Genomic DNA, 16,247 nt, shown 5'->3' with positions numbered 1-16,247 from the left:
GTAAAAAATAATTTGCCTGGCGTTTAAAAAACGTGCAATGAGTATCACCCTACCCACTCTTCCGCTTCGGTCAATCGGAACCTAAGGCAAATTTTGTGCTTATTCTCTGCAAAGTCACGCCACGTTACAACCCGACATCGCAATTAGGTTTAAATGGAGTGTAACGTGCTATCAGTATGAGACAAGTCACAAACCCTCACACTGGCATAAACGCCCCCCTTTTGGTCAGACATGCAGGCTGTCAGGCGGCGTCGGGTAATAAAAAAGAGCAGTCAGTGCCCCCGTCGATAAACCCGATGTTTTTTGTGCCTTTATAATGAATCCACGTCTGATCACTGCCGCAATTGTAAGCGCCCGACACCACAGCTATAATCACCCCACAGGACGCACCGCGACCTGATTACCCTTCTGCCCCGGCACACGGCCGAACCGCAGACATTTTTGGCACGGATAGCCCTGAATCGCTGAACTCCCTGATGTGATGTACGCAGAACCAAAACGCTGCGCGCTGCCCAGGCCAAAAATGACAAGTGATTAACCCGGCCTTCTCTTTTCGCGCGATTGCTTTCCTGATTGCCCACTGAGCCGAGCCAAATAATGGATGTTTTATGTTAGACAGCTTCCTTGTCATCGTACTGCTGATCGCCATCAGCTCATTTTTTTCTCTTTCAGAAATCTCGCTGGCGGCCGCTCGCAAAATAAAACTTAAGCTGCTGGCCGACGAAGGCAATATCAACGCACAACGCGTACTGAAGATGCAGGAAACGCCTGGCATGTTCTTTACTGTGGTGCAGATTGGCCTGAATGCCGTGGCGATCCTCGGGGGTATTGTCGGTGATTCCGCGTTTTCCCCCGCCTTCCGAACGCTATTCGAACGTGTGACAACACCGGAAATGGCGGAGAGCATCAGCTTTGTCTGTTCTTTCACGCTGGTCACCAGCTTGTTTATCCTGTTTGCCGATCTGTTCCCCAAGCGTCTGGGCATGATCGCGCCGGAAACCATGGCGCTCAAAATCATCAACCCGATGCGCTTCTGTCTGTTCCTGTTCCGCCCGCTGGTGTGGTTCTTTAACGGTGGGGCCAACATCCTTTTCCGCCTGTTTAAAATCCCGCTGGTGCGTAAAGACGACATCACCTCTGACGATATCTATGCGGTAGTCGAAGCCGGTGCGCTGGCCGGGGTACTGCGTAAGCAAGAGCATGAGTTGATTGAAAACGTCTTTGAGCTGGAATCACGAACCGTGCCCTCTTCCATGACCTCCCGTGAGAACGTGGTGTGGTTCGATCTGCACGAAGATGAGAGCAGCCTGAAAGAAAAGATTGCCCGCCATCCGCACTCGAAGTTCCTGGTCTGTAATGAAGATATTGACCATATCGTGGGCTACGTCGACTCTAAAGAGCTGCTGCTGCGCGTGCTGGGTAACCAGAGCATGACGCTGAACAGCGGCCTGCAGATCCGTTCGGCGCTGATCGTTCCCGATACGCTGACGCTGTCCGAAGCGCTGGAGAGCTTTAAAGCCGCCGGAGAAGACTTCGCGGTGATCATGAACGAATATGCCCTGGTGGTCGGTATCATTACCCTTAACGACGTGATGACGACGCTGATGGGCGATCTGGTCGGTCAGGGAATGGAAGAGCAGATTGTGGCCCGTGATGAAAACTCATGGCTGGTGGAGGGCGGCACGCCAATTGATGATGTCATGCGCGTACTGCATATCGATGAATTCCCGCAGTCCGGTAACTACGAAACGATTGGCGGCTTTATGATGTTTATGCTGCGCAAGATCCCGAAACGTACCGACTTCGTAAAATTCCACGGCTTTAAGTTTGAAGTGGTGGATATCGACAGTTACCGCATCGACCAGCTGCTGGTGACCCGCATTGATGCGCGTCCGACCACGCCGGTATTGCCGAAAGATCCTGAAGAACAGCCGTAAGGTCTCTGGCGTCCCGGCTGGCTAATCTCACCCACAAAAAAGGCGCTAAAAGCGCCTTTTTTTTCAGTTAAATTCGGTCTGTAACCGCAGAACCTGCCGGTTCACTTCCGACATTACACTGTAATGCTGCTTATCTTTAACGCGCGGGATGAGGATTTTACCCTTATCAAACTCAAACGCGCCGACATCCTTGATATACAACCTCCCGCGAAACAACGTCTTAACGTATTTCGCAACCTGCAACGGGTTATATTTTTGGAAGATTTTCATTCTGAATCCACTCCTGAAACATTAACTACGCCTCGTCGTGGCCAAGCCGGACACGAACCGGTGAAACGCAAAGTGCCATAACTATAGAACATCGTTTGCTTCCAATGTTCCTAAAATTGAATTTTTTTACTGTGTTTACACATCATGACAGAACTCTCTGTTACCTGACCGTACTCACGCAGTATAAACCTTCAATATGCAGGGATTTGTGCGATGTGTTGCAAAGATGTTATTTCGATGCGACAGCAGCATCATCCGCGCTTATTATTTCAGTAGCATGACTAACTGATCAGACCACTTACACTACTGGAGCCACCATGAAACTCGCCCGTCATCTCGCGATAATGATTTCCCTGCTGCTGCCCTTCAGCGTCGCCGCCAGTAACATCCGGGTTGACCAGCGCCTGGCCCCCGTCGGCGTGGAAGATAAGGGAGAACTTGTCTATCAGAAGGATCAGTTTAGCTATAAAAACTGGAACAGTGCCCGGCTGAGCGGAAAAGTGCGGGTCATCCAGCACATTGCCGGCCGCTCATCCGCGAAAGAGCAAAATGCCGCGTTGATTGAAGTGATTAAAGCGGCGAAGCTGCCGCACGATCGCTATCAGACCACCACTATTGTGAACACCGACGATGCGATCCCGGGCACCGGCATGTTTGTGCGCAGCAGTATCGAAACGAATAAACAGCAGTTCCCATGGTCGCAGTTTATTGTCGACAGTCAGGGGGCAGTGCATCGGGCATGGCAGCTGGAAAGCGGCGGCTCGGCGATTATTGTGCTGGATAAAGAGGGGCGGGTGCGCTTTATCAAAGAAGGTGCATTGACGCAGGATGAGGTGAAGAAGGTGATGGCGCTGTTAACGACATTACTTCAGCGGTAAGCGTTAGCGGCCGACCCGTGCTTCGATCGGCCCTGCGGTCGCTATGTTTAACCTATCCGGGCCGATCCGCTTTTCCGGCCGGCCCCTGAAGATCAATAAATGGACACGCGGAAGCCCGGGTTAAGGAAGGACTCACGCGGCGTATAGTCAAGGGTTTTACCCTGCCAGTCATGCACATGAGCGCCAGCCGCCAGGGCTACCGCATGACCTGCGCCGGTATCCCAGATATTGGTTGGCCCAAAGCGTGGATAGAGCTGCGCCTTTCCTTCCGCCACGAGGCAGAACTTCAGCGATGAGCCTATTGCGGTCGTCTGGTGCTCACCCATCTGCGCCAGATACTCTTTCAGTTCTTCATCTGAGCTGGCATGCGAACGGCTGATCACCACCAACGGCGGACGCGCGTCCTGCACCTGGATCGGCACCTTATGTCCGCCCTCGTCCTTCCAGGCTTTGCCTCCGGCCGCAGAGTACATGACGGCCAGCACCGGGGCATAAACCACCCCCAGCACGGGTTTTCCCTCACGGATCAGCGCAATATTCACGGTGAATTCACCGTTACGCTTAATAAACTCTTTTGTGCCGTCCAGCGGGTCAACCAGCCAGTACTCCTGCCAGTGCTGGCGGACGTTCCAGTCAGCCGGATCTTCTTCGGACAGCACCGGGATATCGGGAGTGAGCGCCGTCAGACCGGCAACAATCACCTTATGTGCGGCAATATCAGCCGCAGTGACGGGAGAATCATCTGCTTTATGCGCCACATCCAGCGGTGCCTGGCCGTCGTATACCTGCATAATGGCATCACCGGCTTCACGGGCTATCTGGCAAATTTGATCTAACACTGTCCACCTCCTGAAAGTCGGGCGTAATTATGGCCCCAGCCTGTATCCTGAAGTCTCTGTAATGAGGATAGCAGCTTGCCGCGTGGGGCGATTTATCCTGATCGATGCGCCAGGCAGCTATTACATTTCAACAGCATAACGTACCCGCCGCTGACGGACACGGTTTCCTGTTATTTTCTGCCTTTTTCCCCTCGTTCCTTACCCCGGAGTAGCACTCAGGCAACGGACAGGGTTAAATCCGCGACTTTCATCACAATTTCCTGTAATGACACGACACAATTTCACACTATTCTGAGATGGTGACGAAAGTTTAAACCGGAACATAAAGGGAGCACGCATGTTCAAGTCTTGCCTTACGCTGACCGCACTGCTGGTCAGCCATTCACTGGCCGCCGCCACGGTGGATTTCCGTCTGCTGGAAACCACCGACCTGCACAGTAATATGATGGATTTTGATTACTACAAAGATCAGCCCACCGAAAAGTATGGGCTGGTGCGTACCGCCTCGCTGATCGCCAGCGCCCGTCAGCAGGCGACGAACAGCGTACTGGTCGACAACGGGGATGTGATACAGGGCAGCCCGCTGGGTGACTACATGGCGGCGAAAGGACTCAGCGAGGGCGATATTCATCCGGTCTACAAAGCGATGAACACCCTTGATTACACCGTGGGCAATCTGGGTAATCACGAGTTCAACTATGGCCTGGATTATCTGAAAAAAGCCCTTCACGGAGCGCGCTTCCCCTATATTAATGCCAATGTCATTGACGCAGGTACCGGCAAACCGCTGTTTACGCCCTATCTGATTAAAGCCGTTGAGGTACGTGACCGTGACGGCAAAACGCACAGCCTGAAGGTCGGCTACATCGGCTTTGTCCCACCGCAGATTATGACCTGGGATAAAACTAATCTGACCGGCAAAGTGACCGTTGACGATATCACTGCCACCGCGAAAAAGTGGGTTCCTCAGATGCGAAAAGAGGGGGCTGACCTGATTGTGGCTATTCCTCACTCCGGGCTCTCCAGTGAGCCTTACCACGCGATGGCCGAGAACTCCGTGTATTACTTAAGCCAGGTACCGGGCATTGATGCGATTATGTTCGGCCATGCTCACGCGGTCTTCCCCAGTGCCGATTTTGCTGACATCCCGGGCGCGGATATTAAACAGGGTACGTTGAACGGTATTCCGGCGGTCATGCCGGGCATGTGGGGCGACCATCTGGGGGTGATTGATCTGGTGCTGAATAATGACAGCGGAGGCTGGCAGGTAGGCAGCGCCCGTGCGGAAGCCCGTCCGGTGTATGACAAAGCAGGCAAAAAATCGCTGGCGGCAGAGGACCCAGCTCTGGTGAAGGTGCTGGCGGACGATCATGCCGCCACGCGTGAGTTTGTCAGCCAGCCGATTGGCAAATCAGCGGATGTGATGGCCAGCTATCTGTCGCTGGTGCAGGATGACCCGACGGTACAAATCGTTAATAACGCCCAGCGTGCCTACACCAGGCACTTTATTCAGGGCGATCCTGATCTTTCCCGCCTGCCCGTGCTGGCAGCCGCGGCCCCGTTTAAAGCCGGTGGCCGTAAAAACGATCCGGCAAGCTATGTCGAAGTGGAGAAAGGACAGCTGACCTTCCGCAATGCAGCCGATCTTTATCTCTATCCTAATACCCTGGTGGTGGTCAAAGCCAGCGGTGAGCAGGTTAAACAGTGGCTGGAGTGTTCCGCCGGGCAGTTTAATCAGATTGATGTCCACAGCAGCAAACCGCAGTCGCTGATCAACTGGGATTTCCGTACCTATAACTTTGACGTGATTGATGGCGTTGACTATCAGATCGACGTCACTCAGCCTGCCCGCTATGACGCGGAGTGCGGACTGATCAATGAAAAGGCCTCGCGCATCCGCCATCTGACCTTTAACGGCAAGCCGATTGACCCGAACGCCCTTTTCCTGGTCGCCACCAATAACTATCGCGCCTATGGCGGTAAATTTGCCGGAACCGGGGATAAGCAGATTGCCTTTGCTTCACCGGACGAAAACCGGTCAGTGCTGGCCGCCTATATTGGCGCGCAGACAAAGGAACAAGGCGAGGTGAAACCGCAGGCAGATAATAACTGGCGGCTGGCACCAATCCACAGCAGCACGCCGCTGGATATTCGCTTCGAAACTGCACCGGGAGAAAAGGCCGCCGCATTTATTCGCAGCCACGCGCAGTACCCGATGAAACAGGTGGGAACGGATGAGATTGGATTTGCTATCTATCAGTTAAAACCGTAACGGTAAAAGACGCCCGGCCGCATTAAGCACCGGGCGTGTGCAGGGCGTTACAGGATTTCCAGCAGTTCCACTTCAAACACCAGAGTGCTGAAAGGAGGAATGGATGCACCGGCACCACGCTCGCCGTAAGCGAGGTTGTGAGGGATCACCAGTTCCCATTTGGAACCCACCGGCATCAGGGTCAGGGCTTCGATCCAGCCAGGGATCACACCGCTGACCGGGAACTCGGCCGGTTCGCCGCGCTGTACGGAGCTGTCGAACACGCTGCCGTCAATCAGCTTACCGGTATAGTGGACGCGTACGCGATCCTGACGGGACGGGATAGCCCCTTCACCCTGCGTCAGGACGCTGAACTGCAGACCGGTCTCGGTGCTGCTGACGCCTTCACGCTGTGCGTAATCTTCCAGGAACTTCTGACCTTCAACTGCCATGGCCTTCTGACGCTCCTGACGCACCGCTTCAGCACGCTCGTGAACTTCACGCAGGGCGCGATGAACGACATCAACAGGAACGGACGGGGCATTCCCTTCCAGCGCATCGCGCAGACCTGACAGCAGTGCTTCCGGCAGCAGACCCTGCAAGCCAGATTCCTGCAACTGTTGACCGACCTGTAAACCGATACCGTAACTTGCTTGCGCTTCAACGCTGTCAAAAGAAGGGGTTGTCATGGATTTTCCTTTCATCATTGATAAAACCGAAGACGAAGCATAACAGCGCAGACAACGGGCGTAAAATCCCATCTTCCCCTGGTGACTTTTCCCCGGGAAACGGAAACAATAACGCCACTCACTATTAGCACCTGACAGGGTGCTTAAGCCTATACTGGGTAACATTCGGGCACAAAGACAGCCCGGAGGGATAACCCGTATTGGCTCAGCCAGATGTATTCAGAGGTTTAAATGGGCCAGATTGCCCGCAGGCGAAGGAATAAGCCGCTTTTTGTTGCCAGAATCAAACAGTGGTTGATGAAAAGCTCACCGTTCGCGCGAGTATCGCGCCAGGAGGAAGAGACCATGCCAAACGCATCGCTCACATCACGCTTATCGCCGTGGTTCAGCCGCCTCTGGCACCTGCCAGATGAGGTTCGCTGGATGGACCCGCTTCCCCCGCGCCACCGTCGTGGGATTATCGCTGCAGTACTGGTGATTCTGCTGGCCTTCCTGTGGCCCGCCCCCCAGCGCAGCGTGGCCCCGGTAACGCCAATCCAAAGTGGTTCCGGTACTGAGGTACCGCTCCAGGCGGAGATCAGCGAAACTCCCGCACCGACGCCTGCTCCGGTCGAAACCACACCGCAGCCGGACGCCCAGGGCGAGTGGCGTGATTTCACCATTGCATCCGGGCAGACGCTGGCCCAGCTGTTCCGCGATAATAATCTGCCGGTCAATGATGTCTTTGCCATGGCGCAGGTAGAGGGCGACGATAAACCGCTCAGCACCTTACATGCGGGGCAGGCGGTGAAAATCCGACAGAATGCACAGGGCGTGGTGACGGGATTAACGCTGGAAGGGACGAACGGAGAGATTCTGTTTACCCGACAGGCGGACGGGACATTCTTAAAAGCACAGTAAAATCGATTGCCGGATATCCGGCGACGAAAACAGTAACATTTCAGGCTATAAACAAAAACGCCGCCCCGAGGGGCGGCGTTCTTTCATCTGAAACGTCAGCGATTAAGCTTCAGCAACGATGTTTACAGTCAGTTTAGCGAAGACTTCGCTGTGAACCTGGAAGTCCACTTCGTGCTCACCGGTAGTGCGCAGAACGCCGTTCGGCAGACGAACTTCGCTCTTAGACACTTCAACGCCAGCTGCAGTAACTGCATCAGCGATGTCGCGGGTACCGATGGAACCGAACAGTTTACCTTCGTCGCCTGATTTAGACGCGATGGTAACGGTGCCCAGTGCATTGATTTTCTCAGCACGTGCATTAGCTGCAGACAGAACGTCAGCCAGTTTGGCTTCCAGTTCTGCACGGCGCGCTTCGAAGAATTCAACGTTTTTCTTGGTAGCAGGAACAGCTTTGCCCTGTGGTACCAGGAAGTTACGAGCGTAGCCCGCTTTAACGTTGACCTGATCACCCAGGCTGCCCAGGTTTGCTACTTTATCAAGCAGAATAACTTGCATTACCTTATCCTCTTAAAGTCGTTAATGGACAGTTGCCGTTACTGATGACGATCAGTGTACGGCAGCAGGGACAGGTAACGCGCGCGCTTGATAGCACGAGCCAGCTGACGCTGGTATTTTGCGCGAGTACCGGTGATACGGCTCGGTACGATCTTACCGCTTTCAGTGACATAATTTTTCAGCGTTGCGATATCTTTATAATCGATCTCTTGAACGCCTTCCGCTGTGAAACGGCAGAACTTGCGACGACGGAAATAACGTGCCATTTGGCTAGTCTCCAGAATCTATCAATTCAATCTGCTCGGCATGCAGTACGAGTTTGTTCAGACCGTTGCGCCCTTGATGGCTGCAAATAAAACCCTGAACAGTAAGCTGCGTGCCGACCGTTATACTTTGAGTAATGGCCTGATGGGCTTTGCCGCTGATAATCACCGGCATCCGACACCAGGCTTGCCGGTTAAAACCGGCTTCCACCTGCTCTGAACGATGCTCAAGCACGAACTGGCAGTGTGGAATTCCTGACGGGCTGACTTTTCGCGTTGGTGCCTTGCACACAGTGCCAGACAGCGTCAGTCGGTTAGCCGTCACGGAAATTACTCTTCAGAATCCCCAGCATCTGCATCATCAGAGGTTTCGTTAGCAAAATCTTCACGACGCTCACGGCGCTCGTCTTTCGCTTTAACCATCGGAGATGCTTCAGTTACCGCGTGCTTAACGCGCATAACCATGCTGCGGATAACGGCGTCGTTGAAGCGGAAGTTAGTTTCCAGCTCATCGATCGCTTCCTGCGGAGCTTCAACGTTCAGCAGAACGTAGTGGGCTTTGTGCAGTTTGTTGATCGGGTAAGCCAGCTGACGGCGGCCCCAGTCTTCCAGGCGGTGGATCGTACCTTCTGCACCAGTGATGGTCGCAGAGTAGCGCTCGATCATGCCAGGAACCTGTTCGCTCTGGTCAGGGTGAACCATAAATACGATTTCGTAATGACGCATCGAATTTGCTCCTTACGGATTATTCAGCCTCCTGTCGGGGTCAACCGCGGCCCATGGAAGCAAGGAACGTTATAAGCCATGACCTGATAACTATCGGGTCACAACCTGAGAATGCGGCTGAAAAATTGACGCGTAATCATACTTGCGAGGGGTGACGAACACAAGGTAAAGATCGGTCTTTAGCCCACTATTTTGGGCAGCACGAAAAATGACCGACCTCCCGGGCCGATCGTCTTTCCCACCGATTACAGATGCTGTTTAAAAAACGTCGTCATCGCCGTTAATGCCGGGGGGGTGATACGGTGCCCGACACCTTTTTCAGTCAGAAAGGTCAGGTTACTATCCTGACCGCTGTCACGCAGCGCTTTTTCCAGCCGCACGCTTTCTGCTGCCGGAACCACCTCATCGGCTTCCCCGTGCCACACCAGCAGCGGCCGGCTGGCGAGCTTGTCTAACTGATGGCTGACTTCGTACTCCGCCAGCGGTGCCAGCCGGGCGGCCAGCGCGTGACGCTCGTCAGGCGTCTGTGCCACCAGCGGCGGAAACAGCGTCTGCGCCAGCTGGCTGAAATAACCGGAACCCATCATGCAGGCGGCACTGTGTAGCTGGGGATAGCGTGCCAGCGAGCCCAGCGCCGTCATCCCCCCCATGGATGCCCCGGCCACCGCCAGCCGCGAACCGTCTACCCACTGCCGTTCACGCAGCGCCTGTTCAATCGCCGGCAGTTCATCGATATTGCTGCGCAGGATCTCCCAGAAGTGGGTTAACCGCCGTTCAGCGTCACCATCATAACGGGCACCGTGCATAGCGGCGTCGGGCAGTATGGCCCGTAATCCCGCCTGTGCCAGCGCGACCGCAAAATACGCGTAGACCTCTTTTGAAGAGGTATAGCCATGCCAGAACAGCACGGTGGGTAACGGCGTGTCCCGCAGTCCCGCCGGGGACGCATGTAAGCATTCAATGCCGGCGAAACACTCTGTGTTCACTTCAATCATTCCCTCTCCTTGCCATTGTCAGTGGGCGTACGCTCCATAACGAGCGACAGTTAAGCGGGTGAAGGTCAATTTATCCCCTAAGTTTATGGGGTAAATTTTCCCGATGTGCTGCCGTTAACCCGTACCAGACCCTAACGATTAAAGGCACAACAATGAAACGTCTCTCTCTCAAGACATGGAGTCTGGGCGTAAAACTTTCGGTACTGACCTCGGCGAGCGTCGCGGTACTGTTTATCATTTTAACTCTGACACTGAGCCACAATGCAGCAAAACAGGTGCATACACTGACGCAGGCAGATATGGAAAACCAGGTGAACGGCATTGGCGATATGGCCAGCATGTTTAACACCACCCTCAGTGAAGAAGTCAGCAATTACACGGCTCTCTTCCAGAGCTTCCTGCCGAAGCGCTTCACACTGGATTCATCCCAGCAGATTACCGTGGGCGATCAGCAGACGCCAACGCTGCGTGCCGGACTGCGCACGCTAAACCTCGACCAGGTGCTGGTCGATGATTTTAAAGATCGCACCGGGGCCATTGCCACGATTTTTGTCCGTACCCAGGGCGATAAGTTTGTCCGTGTTTCCACCTCGCTGCGTAAAGAGGATGGCGAACGGGCCATCGGCACCCAGCTTGACCCTCACAGCCCCGCCTGGCAGCCGGTACAGAAAGGTGAGATTTATCGCGGCGTTGCGCTGCTGTTTGGCAAACGTTACATCACCCAGTATCAACCGGTGCGTGATGAGACAGGACAGGTCATTGCCATTCTGTTTGTTGGGGTGGATATCAGTAAACAGTATGCGGTGATCCGGGAAAAAGTGCTGGCGAAGCATCTGGGCGACAGCGGGGACTTCTACGTCCTGAACCGTACAGCGGGCAAGCAGCACGGCCACTACCTGTTCCATCGCAATCTGGAGGGCAAGCTCCCCGGGTTGCCCCAGGCGGTGCTACAGCAGCTGCTGACGCAGCCACAGGGCAAGCTGGAGGTCACTGACGATAAAGGGACGGAGAAAATCCTCGCCTGGCAGTACCTGCCGGAGTGGAACTGGGTAGTGGTCGGTGACGTCGACAAAGCCAGCCTGCTGGCCCCGGTACAGCAAACCCGCAACCTGTTCCTGCTGATTGGCGCGGCCCTGGTCGCTGTTTTCGCCGTGATGTTCGTCTGGATCACCCGTCGCTGGCTGAGTCAGCCCCTGCAGCAGGTCATTACCCTGGCGCGGCAGTATGCGGCGGGCAACCTGCTGGCAACGCTGGAGACACGGCGTCAGGATGAAGTGGGCCAGCTGATTGTGGCGATTAACGGCATCGGCGACGGGCTGGAGCGCGTCGTTGCCCAAGTGCGTCACGCCGCCGATGAGATTGCCAGCGGCACGGAGGCGATTGTCACCAGCAGCGGTAATATCAGCGAGCAGATTACCCGTCAGGCCAGCAGCGTGGAAGAGACATCGGCCAGTATGGAGCAACTGGGGGCAACGGTAGAGCAGAACGCTGGCAACGTCACGCAGGCGCTGCGGCTGGTGAGTGAAGCGGCAGACGCGGTCAGTCACGGCGCAACGACCGTGGGCCAGTCGGTGCTGACCATGTCCGATATCAGGACCGCCTCAAAAGCGATTGCCGATATCACCCAGGTGATCGAATCCATCGCCTTCCAGACCAATATTCTGGCTCTGAATGCCGCGGTGGAAGCTGCACGTGCTGGTGAAAACGGTAAAGGCTTTGCGGTGGTCGCCGCCGAAGTGCGGGCGCTGGCGCAGCGCAGTGCACACGCCGCGAAAGAGATCGACCACCTGATTGCCGACTCGCTGCAGAAAGTGGTGCAAGGACACGATCTCTCAGAGCAGACCCGCCAGGCAATGGATAACATCACCGGGCGCATAGACCAGGTTAAGGCGCTAATGAGTGAAATTAACGTGGCATCACACGAGCAGTCGACCGGCATCAGCCACGTCAACCTTGCCATGGCGCAAATTGGCCAGGCCACGCATCAGAACAGTGAACTGGTCGTGCATTCTGAGCAGACCGCTCAGGAACTGAGCCGTAAAGGGCATCACCTCAGCGAGCTGGTACAGGTGTTTAGCGTCAAGTCATAAACTGGCTTACACTGGATATCAGCGTTTTTTGAGGTGATGACCATGCGCCCACTGATTGCCCTGCTGACCGTCCTGCTGTTGAGCAGCTGTGGTGTGCTGAACAGCACGCCACAGCCTCCCCCACCACCCGCCTCTCAGGCGGTGGAAATTAACCGCGCACAGAGCGCGAATCTGCCGCGTCTGGGAACCGCCAGCGTTACCGTGCGTGGTTCCCCGGACGATGCCGGGCGCGCACTGGCAGCGAAAGCCAATGCTGCCGGGGCCCGCTACTATCAAATTGTGATGATCAGTGAGACTGTCGCCCCGGGCCTGTGGTATGCCTCAGCGATCTTCTACGGCGCTTCAGCCACTGGCGCGCAGTAGCCTTCGCTGATCTGTATTTCCAGAGGGGATAAAGCCCGCATCCGACGCCAGCAACACCAGACATCGTGGGGGTGGGGAATGACGGGGCGCAGGTCACGCCCCGGGAGATTTACTTCGCGCTGCGCTGGCGTACCGCTTCAAACAGACAGACACCGGTCGCCACCGAGACGTTAAGCGAAGAAACGCTTCCTGCCATCGGAATGCTGATCAGCTCATCACAGTGCTCACGGGTCAGGCGACGCATCCCCTCCCCTTCAGCCCCCATCACCAGCGCCATCGGGCCGGTCATTTTGCTCTGGTACAGAGTATGGTCAGCTTCACCAGCCGTGCCGACAATCCATACGTTAGCCTCCTGCAGTACGCGCATGGTGCGTGCCAGGTTAGTGACGCGGATCAGCGGGATATGCTCGGCCGCCCCGCTGGCCACTTTTTTGGCCGTCGCATTCAGCTGGGCTGAACGGTCTTTAGGCAAGATAATCGCGTGGACCCCGGCGGCATCGGCGCTGCGCATGCAGGCACCAAGATTGTGCGGGTCGGTCACGCCGTCCAGAATCAGCAGGAACGGACTGTCCAGGCTGGCCAGCAGGTCCGGCAGGTCGCCTTCCTGATACTGACGGCCCGGTTTCACCCGGGCGATAATGCCCTGATGCACAGCACCTTCTGATTTGCTATCCAGCACCTGCTTGCTCGCCACCTGAATGACAATGCCCTGCGCTTCCAGCGCTTTAACCAGCGTTTGCAGACGACGATCGTCACGCCCTTTCAGGATAAACACTTCCTGGAAACGCTGGGGATCGCTGTCAAGCAGCGCCTGCACGGCGTGGATACCAAAAACAATTTCACTCATGATTCAGTTACTCAACTTTCATATTCAGTAAGCGGGCTGACCGGAAAAGAAGGTCAGCCCCTAAGCTAATGATGACGAATATTACAGGCTGACCGAAGGCCAGCCTCTACGAGAAACAGGTTGCCCTGAACCGCAGGAGTCGACCCTTTTTCGGGTCGACCCGTATCGACAATGTGCTGTTGCCGTTATTGTGCGGCGTCGGTTTTTTTCGCCCGCTTCGCGCGGGTGGCAGCCCCGATTTTACGGGTCTTGTCCGACGGTTTGCGGGGTTTTTTCTCTTTCGCTGCAGCAGGCGCCGCGCCGTCAGCGGCTTTCGCCGGGCGGAAAGCACTGTCCGGCTCAAAGTTGGCGCCTTTGCGCGGAGCTCGACGGCGGCTGCCGCTGTTCTTCGGCGCTGCACGCTTTTCGCGTTCGCGTTCGGTTTTCCCTTCACCACGCGGCTTACGGCTGCTTGAGATCAGCGCGAAGTCTATCTTGCGCTCGTCCATATGCACTGCGTCAACGCGTACTTCCACCGTATCGCCAAGGCGATAGGTGCGGCCACCGGATTCACCAATCAGGCGCTGACCCACGGCATCAAAGCGGTAGTAGTCATTATCCAGCGTCGACACGTGTACCAGCCCGTCGATAAACAGATCGGTCAGACGCACGAAGAAGCCAAAGCCGGTGACGCTGGAGATCACGCCGGTAAAGGTTTCGCCAACCTGATCCTGCATGAAGTCACACTTCAGCCAGTCGGCCACATCTCGTGTGGCTTCGTCCGCACGGCGTTCCGTCAGGGAACAGTGCTGACCCAGCTGCAGCATCTGCGGCATCTCATAATGGTAACCACCGTTTGGCGTGGTGTTACCCTGCAACGTCCCCGCCTCCTTCGCCAGCAGGTACTTAATTGCACGATGCAGTAACAGGTCAGGGTAACGACGGATCGGCGAGGTAAAGTGTGCGTATGACGCCAGCGCCAGGCCGAAGTGGCCCCGGTTTTCCGGGTCGTAAACCGCCTGCTTCATGGAACGCAGCAGCATGGTTTGCAGCATTTCGTGATCCTGACGGCCCGCGATCTGACTCAGCAGTGCTGAATAATCCACCGGCTGCGGCTTATCACCACCCGGAAGGGTCAGGCCCAGCTCGTTCAGCACCGAGCGGAAGCTCTTAATGCTCTCATCACCCGGACGGTCATGATCGCGGAACAGCGCAGGCTCGTTGTTTTTCTCAACGTAGCGCGCTGAAGCGATGTTCGCGAGGATCATGCACTCTTCGATCAGCTTGTGGGCATCGTTACGGGAAACCTGCTCCACGCGCTCAATGCGGCGATCGGCGTTGAAGATAAACTTCGCTTCATCCGTTTCAAACGAAATGCCACCGCGCTGCTCACGCGCTTTTTCCAGCGCCAGATACATGCGGTGCAGCTCTTCCAGATCCTTCACCAGCGGCTCGTACTGCTGACGCAGTTCCTGATGCCCCTGCAGAATGTTCCACACTTTGTTGTAAGTCAGACGCGCGAAGGAGTTCATCACCGCTTCGTAGTGCTTGTAACCTGTCAGTTTACCGGTCGAGGAGATGGTCATCTCACACACCATACACAGGCGGTCCACTTCCGGGTTCAGGGAACACAGACCGTTAGACAGCACTTCCGGCAGCATCGGGATCACCTGGGACGGGAAGTAAACCGATGTACCACGGTTAACCGCCTCATCATCCAGCGGCGTGCCCGGGCGCACGTAATAGCTTACGTCAGCAATGGCTACCCACAGGCGCCAGCCGCCGCCGCGTTTGCGTTCACAGAACACGGCGTCATCGAAGTCACGGGCATCTTCGCCATCAATGGTGACCAGCGGCAGATCGCGCAGGTCGACGCGGCCCTGTTTCGCCTCTTCCGGAACTTCTTCGCTCAGATGGGCAATCTGTTTTTCCAGCGCTTCTGGCCACTCGTGCGGAATATCATGCGTACGCAGCGCCATATCAACGGCCATGCTGGTCCCCATGTTATCGCCCAGCACTTCAACGACTTTACCCACGGCCTTGCTGCGGCGGGTCGGACGCTGAGTCAGCTCCACCACCACCACATAGCCCATACGCGCGCCCATCAGCTCGTCAGCCGGGATAAGAATGTCAAAGCTCAGACGGCTGTCATCCGGCACCACAAAGCCGACGCCGGAGTCGGTGAAATAGCGGCCAACGATCTGGGCATTACGTGGCTCAACCACGCGTACCACGCGTGCCTCACGGCGGCCTTTACGATCGGCACCCATTGCCTGCGCGAGGATCATGTCCCCGTGCATGCACATTTTCATCTGTTCCGCAGAAAGATAGAGATCGTCCTTGCTGCCTTCAATGCGCAGGAAGCCAAAGCCGTCGCGATGGCCGATCACTTTGCCTTTCAGCAGGTCCAGACGCTCCGGCAGCGCATAGCACTGGCGGCGGGTGAACACTAACTGCCCGTCACGCTCCATGGCGCGCAGACGGCGGCGCAGCGCTTCAGTCTGCTCTTCTCCACTGATGGAGAGTTCTTCTGCCAGCTCTTCACGGCTGGCCGGTTTTTCACGTTTATCCAGGTGGGCAAGAATGAACTCGCGGCTGGGAATAGGGTTTTCGTACTTTTCAGCTTCTCGTTCCTGAAAGGGATCGTGTGACATCGAGGTTCCTC

16 protein-coding genes are annotated in these 16,247 nt (G+C 55.8%); 6 read left to right on the top strand and 10 right to left on the bottom strand.

Annotated features, from left to right (window positions below; all coding sequences use genetic code 11):
- Nucleotides 1-608: 608 nt before the first annotated feature.
- Nucleotides 609-1,937, top strand: a complete 1,329-nt coding sequence (gene paeA / locus ACZ3HG_RS17830; protein ID WP_191934324.1) for a polyamine export protein PaeA — start codon at nucleotides 609-611, stop codon at nucleotides 1,935-1,937.
- A 63-nt stretch (nucleotides 1,938-2,000) separates the two neighbouring features.
- Here paeA and ACZ3HG_RS17825 read toward each other — a convergent pair whose 3' ends face one another.
- Nucleotides 2,001-2,207 (bottom strand): DUF1107 domain-containing protein, encoded by a 207-nt coding sequence (locus ACZ3HG_RS17825; protein WP_062745632.1) that lies wholly within the window; start codon nucleotides 2,205-2,207, stop codon nucleotides 2,001-2,003.
- Between the two features lie 317 nt (nucleotides 2,208-2,524).
- Here ACZ3HG_RS17825 and ACZ3HG_RS17820 point away from each other — a divergent pair, with 317 nt between their 5' ends.
- Nucleotides 2,525-3,085, top strand: coding sequence for a YtfJ family protein (locus ACZ3HG_RS17820; RefSeq protein ID WP_191934325.1), 561 nt, complete (start codon nucleotides 2,525-2,527; stop codon nucleotides 3,083-3,085).
- Nucleotides 3,086-3,177: 92 nt separating this feature from the next.
- On the opposite strand, the gene cysQ is transcribed toward ACZ3HG_RS17820, so the two are convergent.
- A complete protein-coding gene (gene cysQ / locus ACZ3HG_RS17815; RefSeq protein WP_191934326.1) occupies nucleotides 3,178-3,924 on the bottom strand; it encodes a 3'(2'),5'-bisphosphate nucleotidase CysQ in 747 nt (248 codons plus the stop codon).
- A gap of 337 nt (nucleotides 3,925-4,261) precedes the next feature.
- Between cysQ and ACZ3HG_RS17810 the strand changes: the two genes are divergently transcribed.
- Nucleotides 4,262-6,196 carry a bifunctional 2',3'-cyclic-nucleotide 2'-phosphodiesterase/3'-nucleotidase gene (locus ACZ3HG_RS17810; protein ID WP_465333648.1) on the top strand — a complete coding sequence of 645 codons (1,935 nt, stop codon included), beginning with the start codon at nucleotides 4,262-4,264 and terminating at the stop codon, nucleotides 6,194-6,196.
- A 47-nt stretch (nucleotides 6,197-6,243) separates the two neighbouring features.
- Here ACZ3HG_RS17810 and fklB read toward each other — a convergent pair whose 3' ends face one another.
- Nucleotides 6,244-6,864, bottom strand: a complete 621-nt coding sequence (gene fklB / locus ACZ3HG_RS17805) for an FKBP-type peptidyl-prolyl cis-trans isomerase (RefSeq protein ID WP_465333646.1) — start codon at nucleotides 6,862-6,864, stop codon at nucleotides 6,244-6,246.
- Nucleotides 6,865-7,209: 345 nt separating this feature from the next.
- Between fklB and ACZ3HG_RS17800 the strand changes: the two genes are divergently transcribed.
- The gene (locus ACZ3HG_RS17800; protein ID WP_244633690.1) at nucleotides 7,210-7,764 is read left to right on the top strand and encodes an OapA family protein; all 555 of its coding nucleotides are present in this window, start codon (nucleotides 7,210-7,212) and stop codon (nucleotides 7,762-7,764) included.
- Nucleotides 7,765-7,866: 102 nt separating this feature from the next.
- On the opposite strand, the gene rplI is transcribed toward ACZ3HG_RS17800, so the two are convergent.
- From rplI to yjfP, 5 genes are all read right to left on the bottom strand, one after another.
- Nucleotides 7,867-8,319, bottom strand: coding sequence for a 50S ribosomal protein L9 (rplI, locus tag ACZ3HG_RS17795; protein WP_191934330.1), 453 nt, complete (start codon nucleotides 8,317-8,319; stop codon nucleotides 7,867-7,869).
- 38 nt (nucleotides 8,320-8,357) lie between these two features.
- A complete protein-coding gene (gene rpsR, locus ACZ3HG_RS17790; protein WP_062745644.1) occupies nucleotides 8,358-8,585 on the bottom strand; it encodes a 30S ribosomal protein S18 in 228 nt (75 codons plus the stop codon).
- A gap of 4 nt (nucleotides 8,586-8,589) precedes the next feature.
- On the bottom strand, nucleotides 8,590-8,907 hold the full coding sequence (priB, locus tag ACZ3HG_RS17785) for a primosomal replication protein N (protein WP_072277455.1): 318 nt from the start codon (nucleotides 8,905-8,907) through the stop codon (nucleotides 8,590-8,592).
- A 5-nt stretch (nucleotides 8,908-8,912) separates the two neighbouring features.
- The gene (rpsF, locus tag ACZ3HG_RS17780; RefSeq protein WP_004160104.1) at nucleotides 8,913-9,308 is read right to left on the bottom strand and encodes a 30S ribosomal protein S6; all 396 of its coding nucleotides are present in this window, start codon (nucleotides 9,306-9,308) and stop codon (nucleotides 8,913-8,915) included.
- A 245-nt stretch (nucleotides 9,309-9,553) separates the two neighbouring features.
- Nucleotides 9,554-10,303 carry an esterase gene (yjfP, locus tag ACZ3HG_RS17775; protein ID WP_191934331.1) on the bottom strand — a complete coding sequence of 250 codons (750 nt, stop codon included), beginning with the start codon at nucleotides 10,301-10,303 and terminating at the stop codon, nucleotides 9,554-9,556.
- Between the two features lie 152 nt (nucleotides 10,304-10,455).
- Between yjfP and ACZ3HG_RS17770 the strand changes: the two genes are divergently transcribed.
- Nucleotides 10,456-12,393 (top strand): methyl-accepting chemotaxis protein, encoded by a 1,938-nt coding sequence (locus ACZ3HG_RS17770; protein WP_465333642.1) that lies wholly within the window; start codon nucleotides 10,456-10,458, stop codon nucleotides 12,391-12,393.
- Between the two features lie 42 nt (nucleotides 12,394-12,435).
- Nucleotides 12,436-12,756: a biofilm peroxide resistance protein BsmA gene (gene bsmA, locus ACZ3HG_RS17765; RefSeq protein WP_191934333.1), complete on the top strand. Its 321-nt coding sequence runs from the start codon at nucleotides 12,436-12,438 to the stop codon at nucleotides 12,754-12,756.
- Between the two features lie 109 nt (nucleotides 12,757-12,865).
- Here bsmA and rlmB read toward each other — a convergent pair whose 3' ends face one another.
- Together rlmB and rnr are read right to left on the bottom strand one after the other, a co-directional pair.
- Nucleotides 12,866-13,603, bottom strand: a complete 738-nt coding sequence (gene rlmB, locus ACZ3HG_RS17760; protein ID WP_062745656.1) for a 23S rRNA (guanosine(2251)-2'-O)-methyltransferase RlmB — start codon at nucleotides 13,601-13,603, stop codon at nucleotides 12,866-12,868.
- Between the two features lie 185 nt (nucleotides 13,604-13,788).
- Nucleotides 13,789-16,236 carry a ribonuclease R gene (gene rnr, locus ACZ3HG_RS17755; protein WP_191936076.1) on the bottom strand — a complete coding sequence of 816 codons (2,448 nt, stop codon included), beginning with the start codon at nucleotides 16,234-16,236 and terminating at the stop codon, nucleotides 13,789-13,791.
- Nucleotides 16,237-16,247 lie beyond the last annotated feature (11 nt).

The sequence above is a fragment of the Erwinia sp. PME.40.26/001 genome (assembly GCF_055556675.1).
This window is presented reverse-complemented; position numbering and strand designations above follow the sequence as displayed.

What these genes read in the sequence shown, in the direction of transcription:
- rpsR (WP_062745644.1), bottom strand. Translation starts at nt 8,585, where the DNA reads ATGGCACGTTATTTCCGTCGTCGCAAGTTCTGCCGTTTCACAGCGGAA.
- fklB (WP_465333646.1), bottom strand. Translation starts at nt 6,864, where the DNA reads ATGACAACCCCTTCTTTTGACAGCGTTGAAGCGCAAGCAAGTTACGGT.
- ACZ3HG_RS17825 (WP_062745632.1), bottom strand. Translation starts at nt 2,207, where the DNA reads ATGAAAATCTTCCAAAAATATAACCCGTTGCAGGTTGCGAAATACGTT.
- ACZ3HG_RS17770 (WP_465333642.1), top strand. Translation starts at nt 10,456, where the DNA reads ATGAAACGTCTCTCTCTCAAGACATGGAGTCTGGGCGTAAAACTTTCG.
- yjfP (WP_191934331.1), bottom strand. Translation starts at nt 10,303, where the DNA reads ATGATTGAAGTGAACACAGAGTGTTTCGCCGGCATTGAATGCTTACAT.
- paeA (WP_191934324.1), top strand. Translation starts at nt 609, where the DNA reads ATGTTAGACAGCTTCCTTGTCATCGTACTGCTGATCGCCATCAGCTCA.
- rplI (WP_191934330.1), bottom strand. Translation starts at nt 8,319, where the DNA reads ATGCAAGTTATTCTGCTTGATAAAGTAGCAAACCTGGGCAGCCTGGGT.
- rlmB (WP_062745656.1), bottom strand. Translation starts at nt 13,603, where the DNA reads ATGAGTGAAATTGTTTTTGGTATCCACGCCGTGCAGGCGCTGCTTGAC.
- ACZ3HG_RS17800 (WP_244633690.1), top strand. Translation starts at nt 7,210, where the DNA reads ATGCCAAACGCATCGCTCACATCACGCTTATCGCCGTGGTTCAGCCGC.
- bsmA (WP_191934333.1), top strand. Translation starts at nt 12,436, where the DNA reads ATGCGCCCACTGATTGCCCTGCTGACCGTCCTGCTGTTGAGCAGCTGT.
- ACZ3HG_RS17820 (WP_191934325.1), top strand. Translation starts at nt 2,525, where the DNA reads ATGAAACTCGCCCGTCATCTCGCGATAATGATTTCCCTGCTGCTGCCC.
- rnr (WP_191936076.1), bottom strand. Translation starts at nt 16,236, where the DNA reads ATGTCACACGATCCCTTTCAGGAACGAGAAGCTGAAAAGTACGAAAAC.
- ACZ3HG_RS17810 (WP_465333648.1), top strand. Translation starts at nt 4,262, where the DNA reads ATGTTCAAGTCTTGCCTTACGCTGACCGCACTGCTGGTCAGCCATTCA.
- rpsF (WP_004160104.1), bottom strand. Translation starts at nt 9,308, where the DNA reads ATGCGTCATTACGAAATCGTATTTATGGTTCACCCTGACCAGAGCGAA.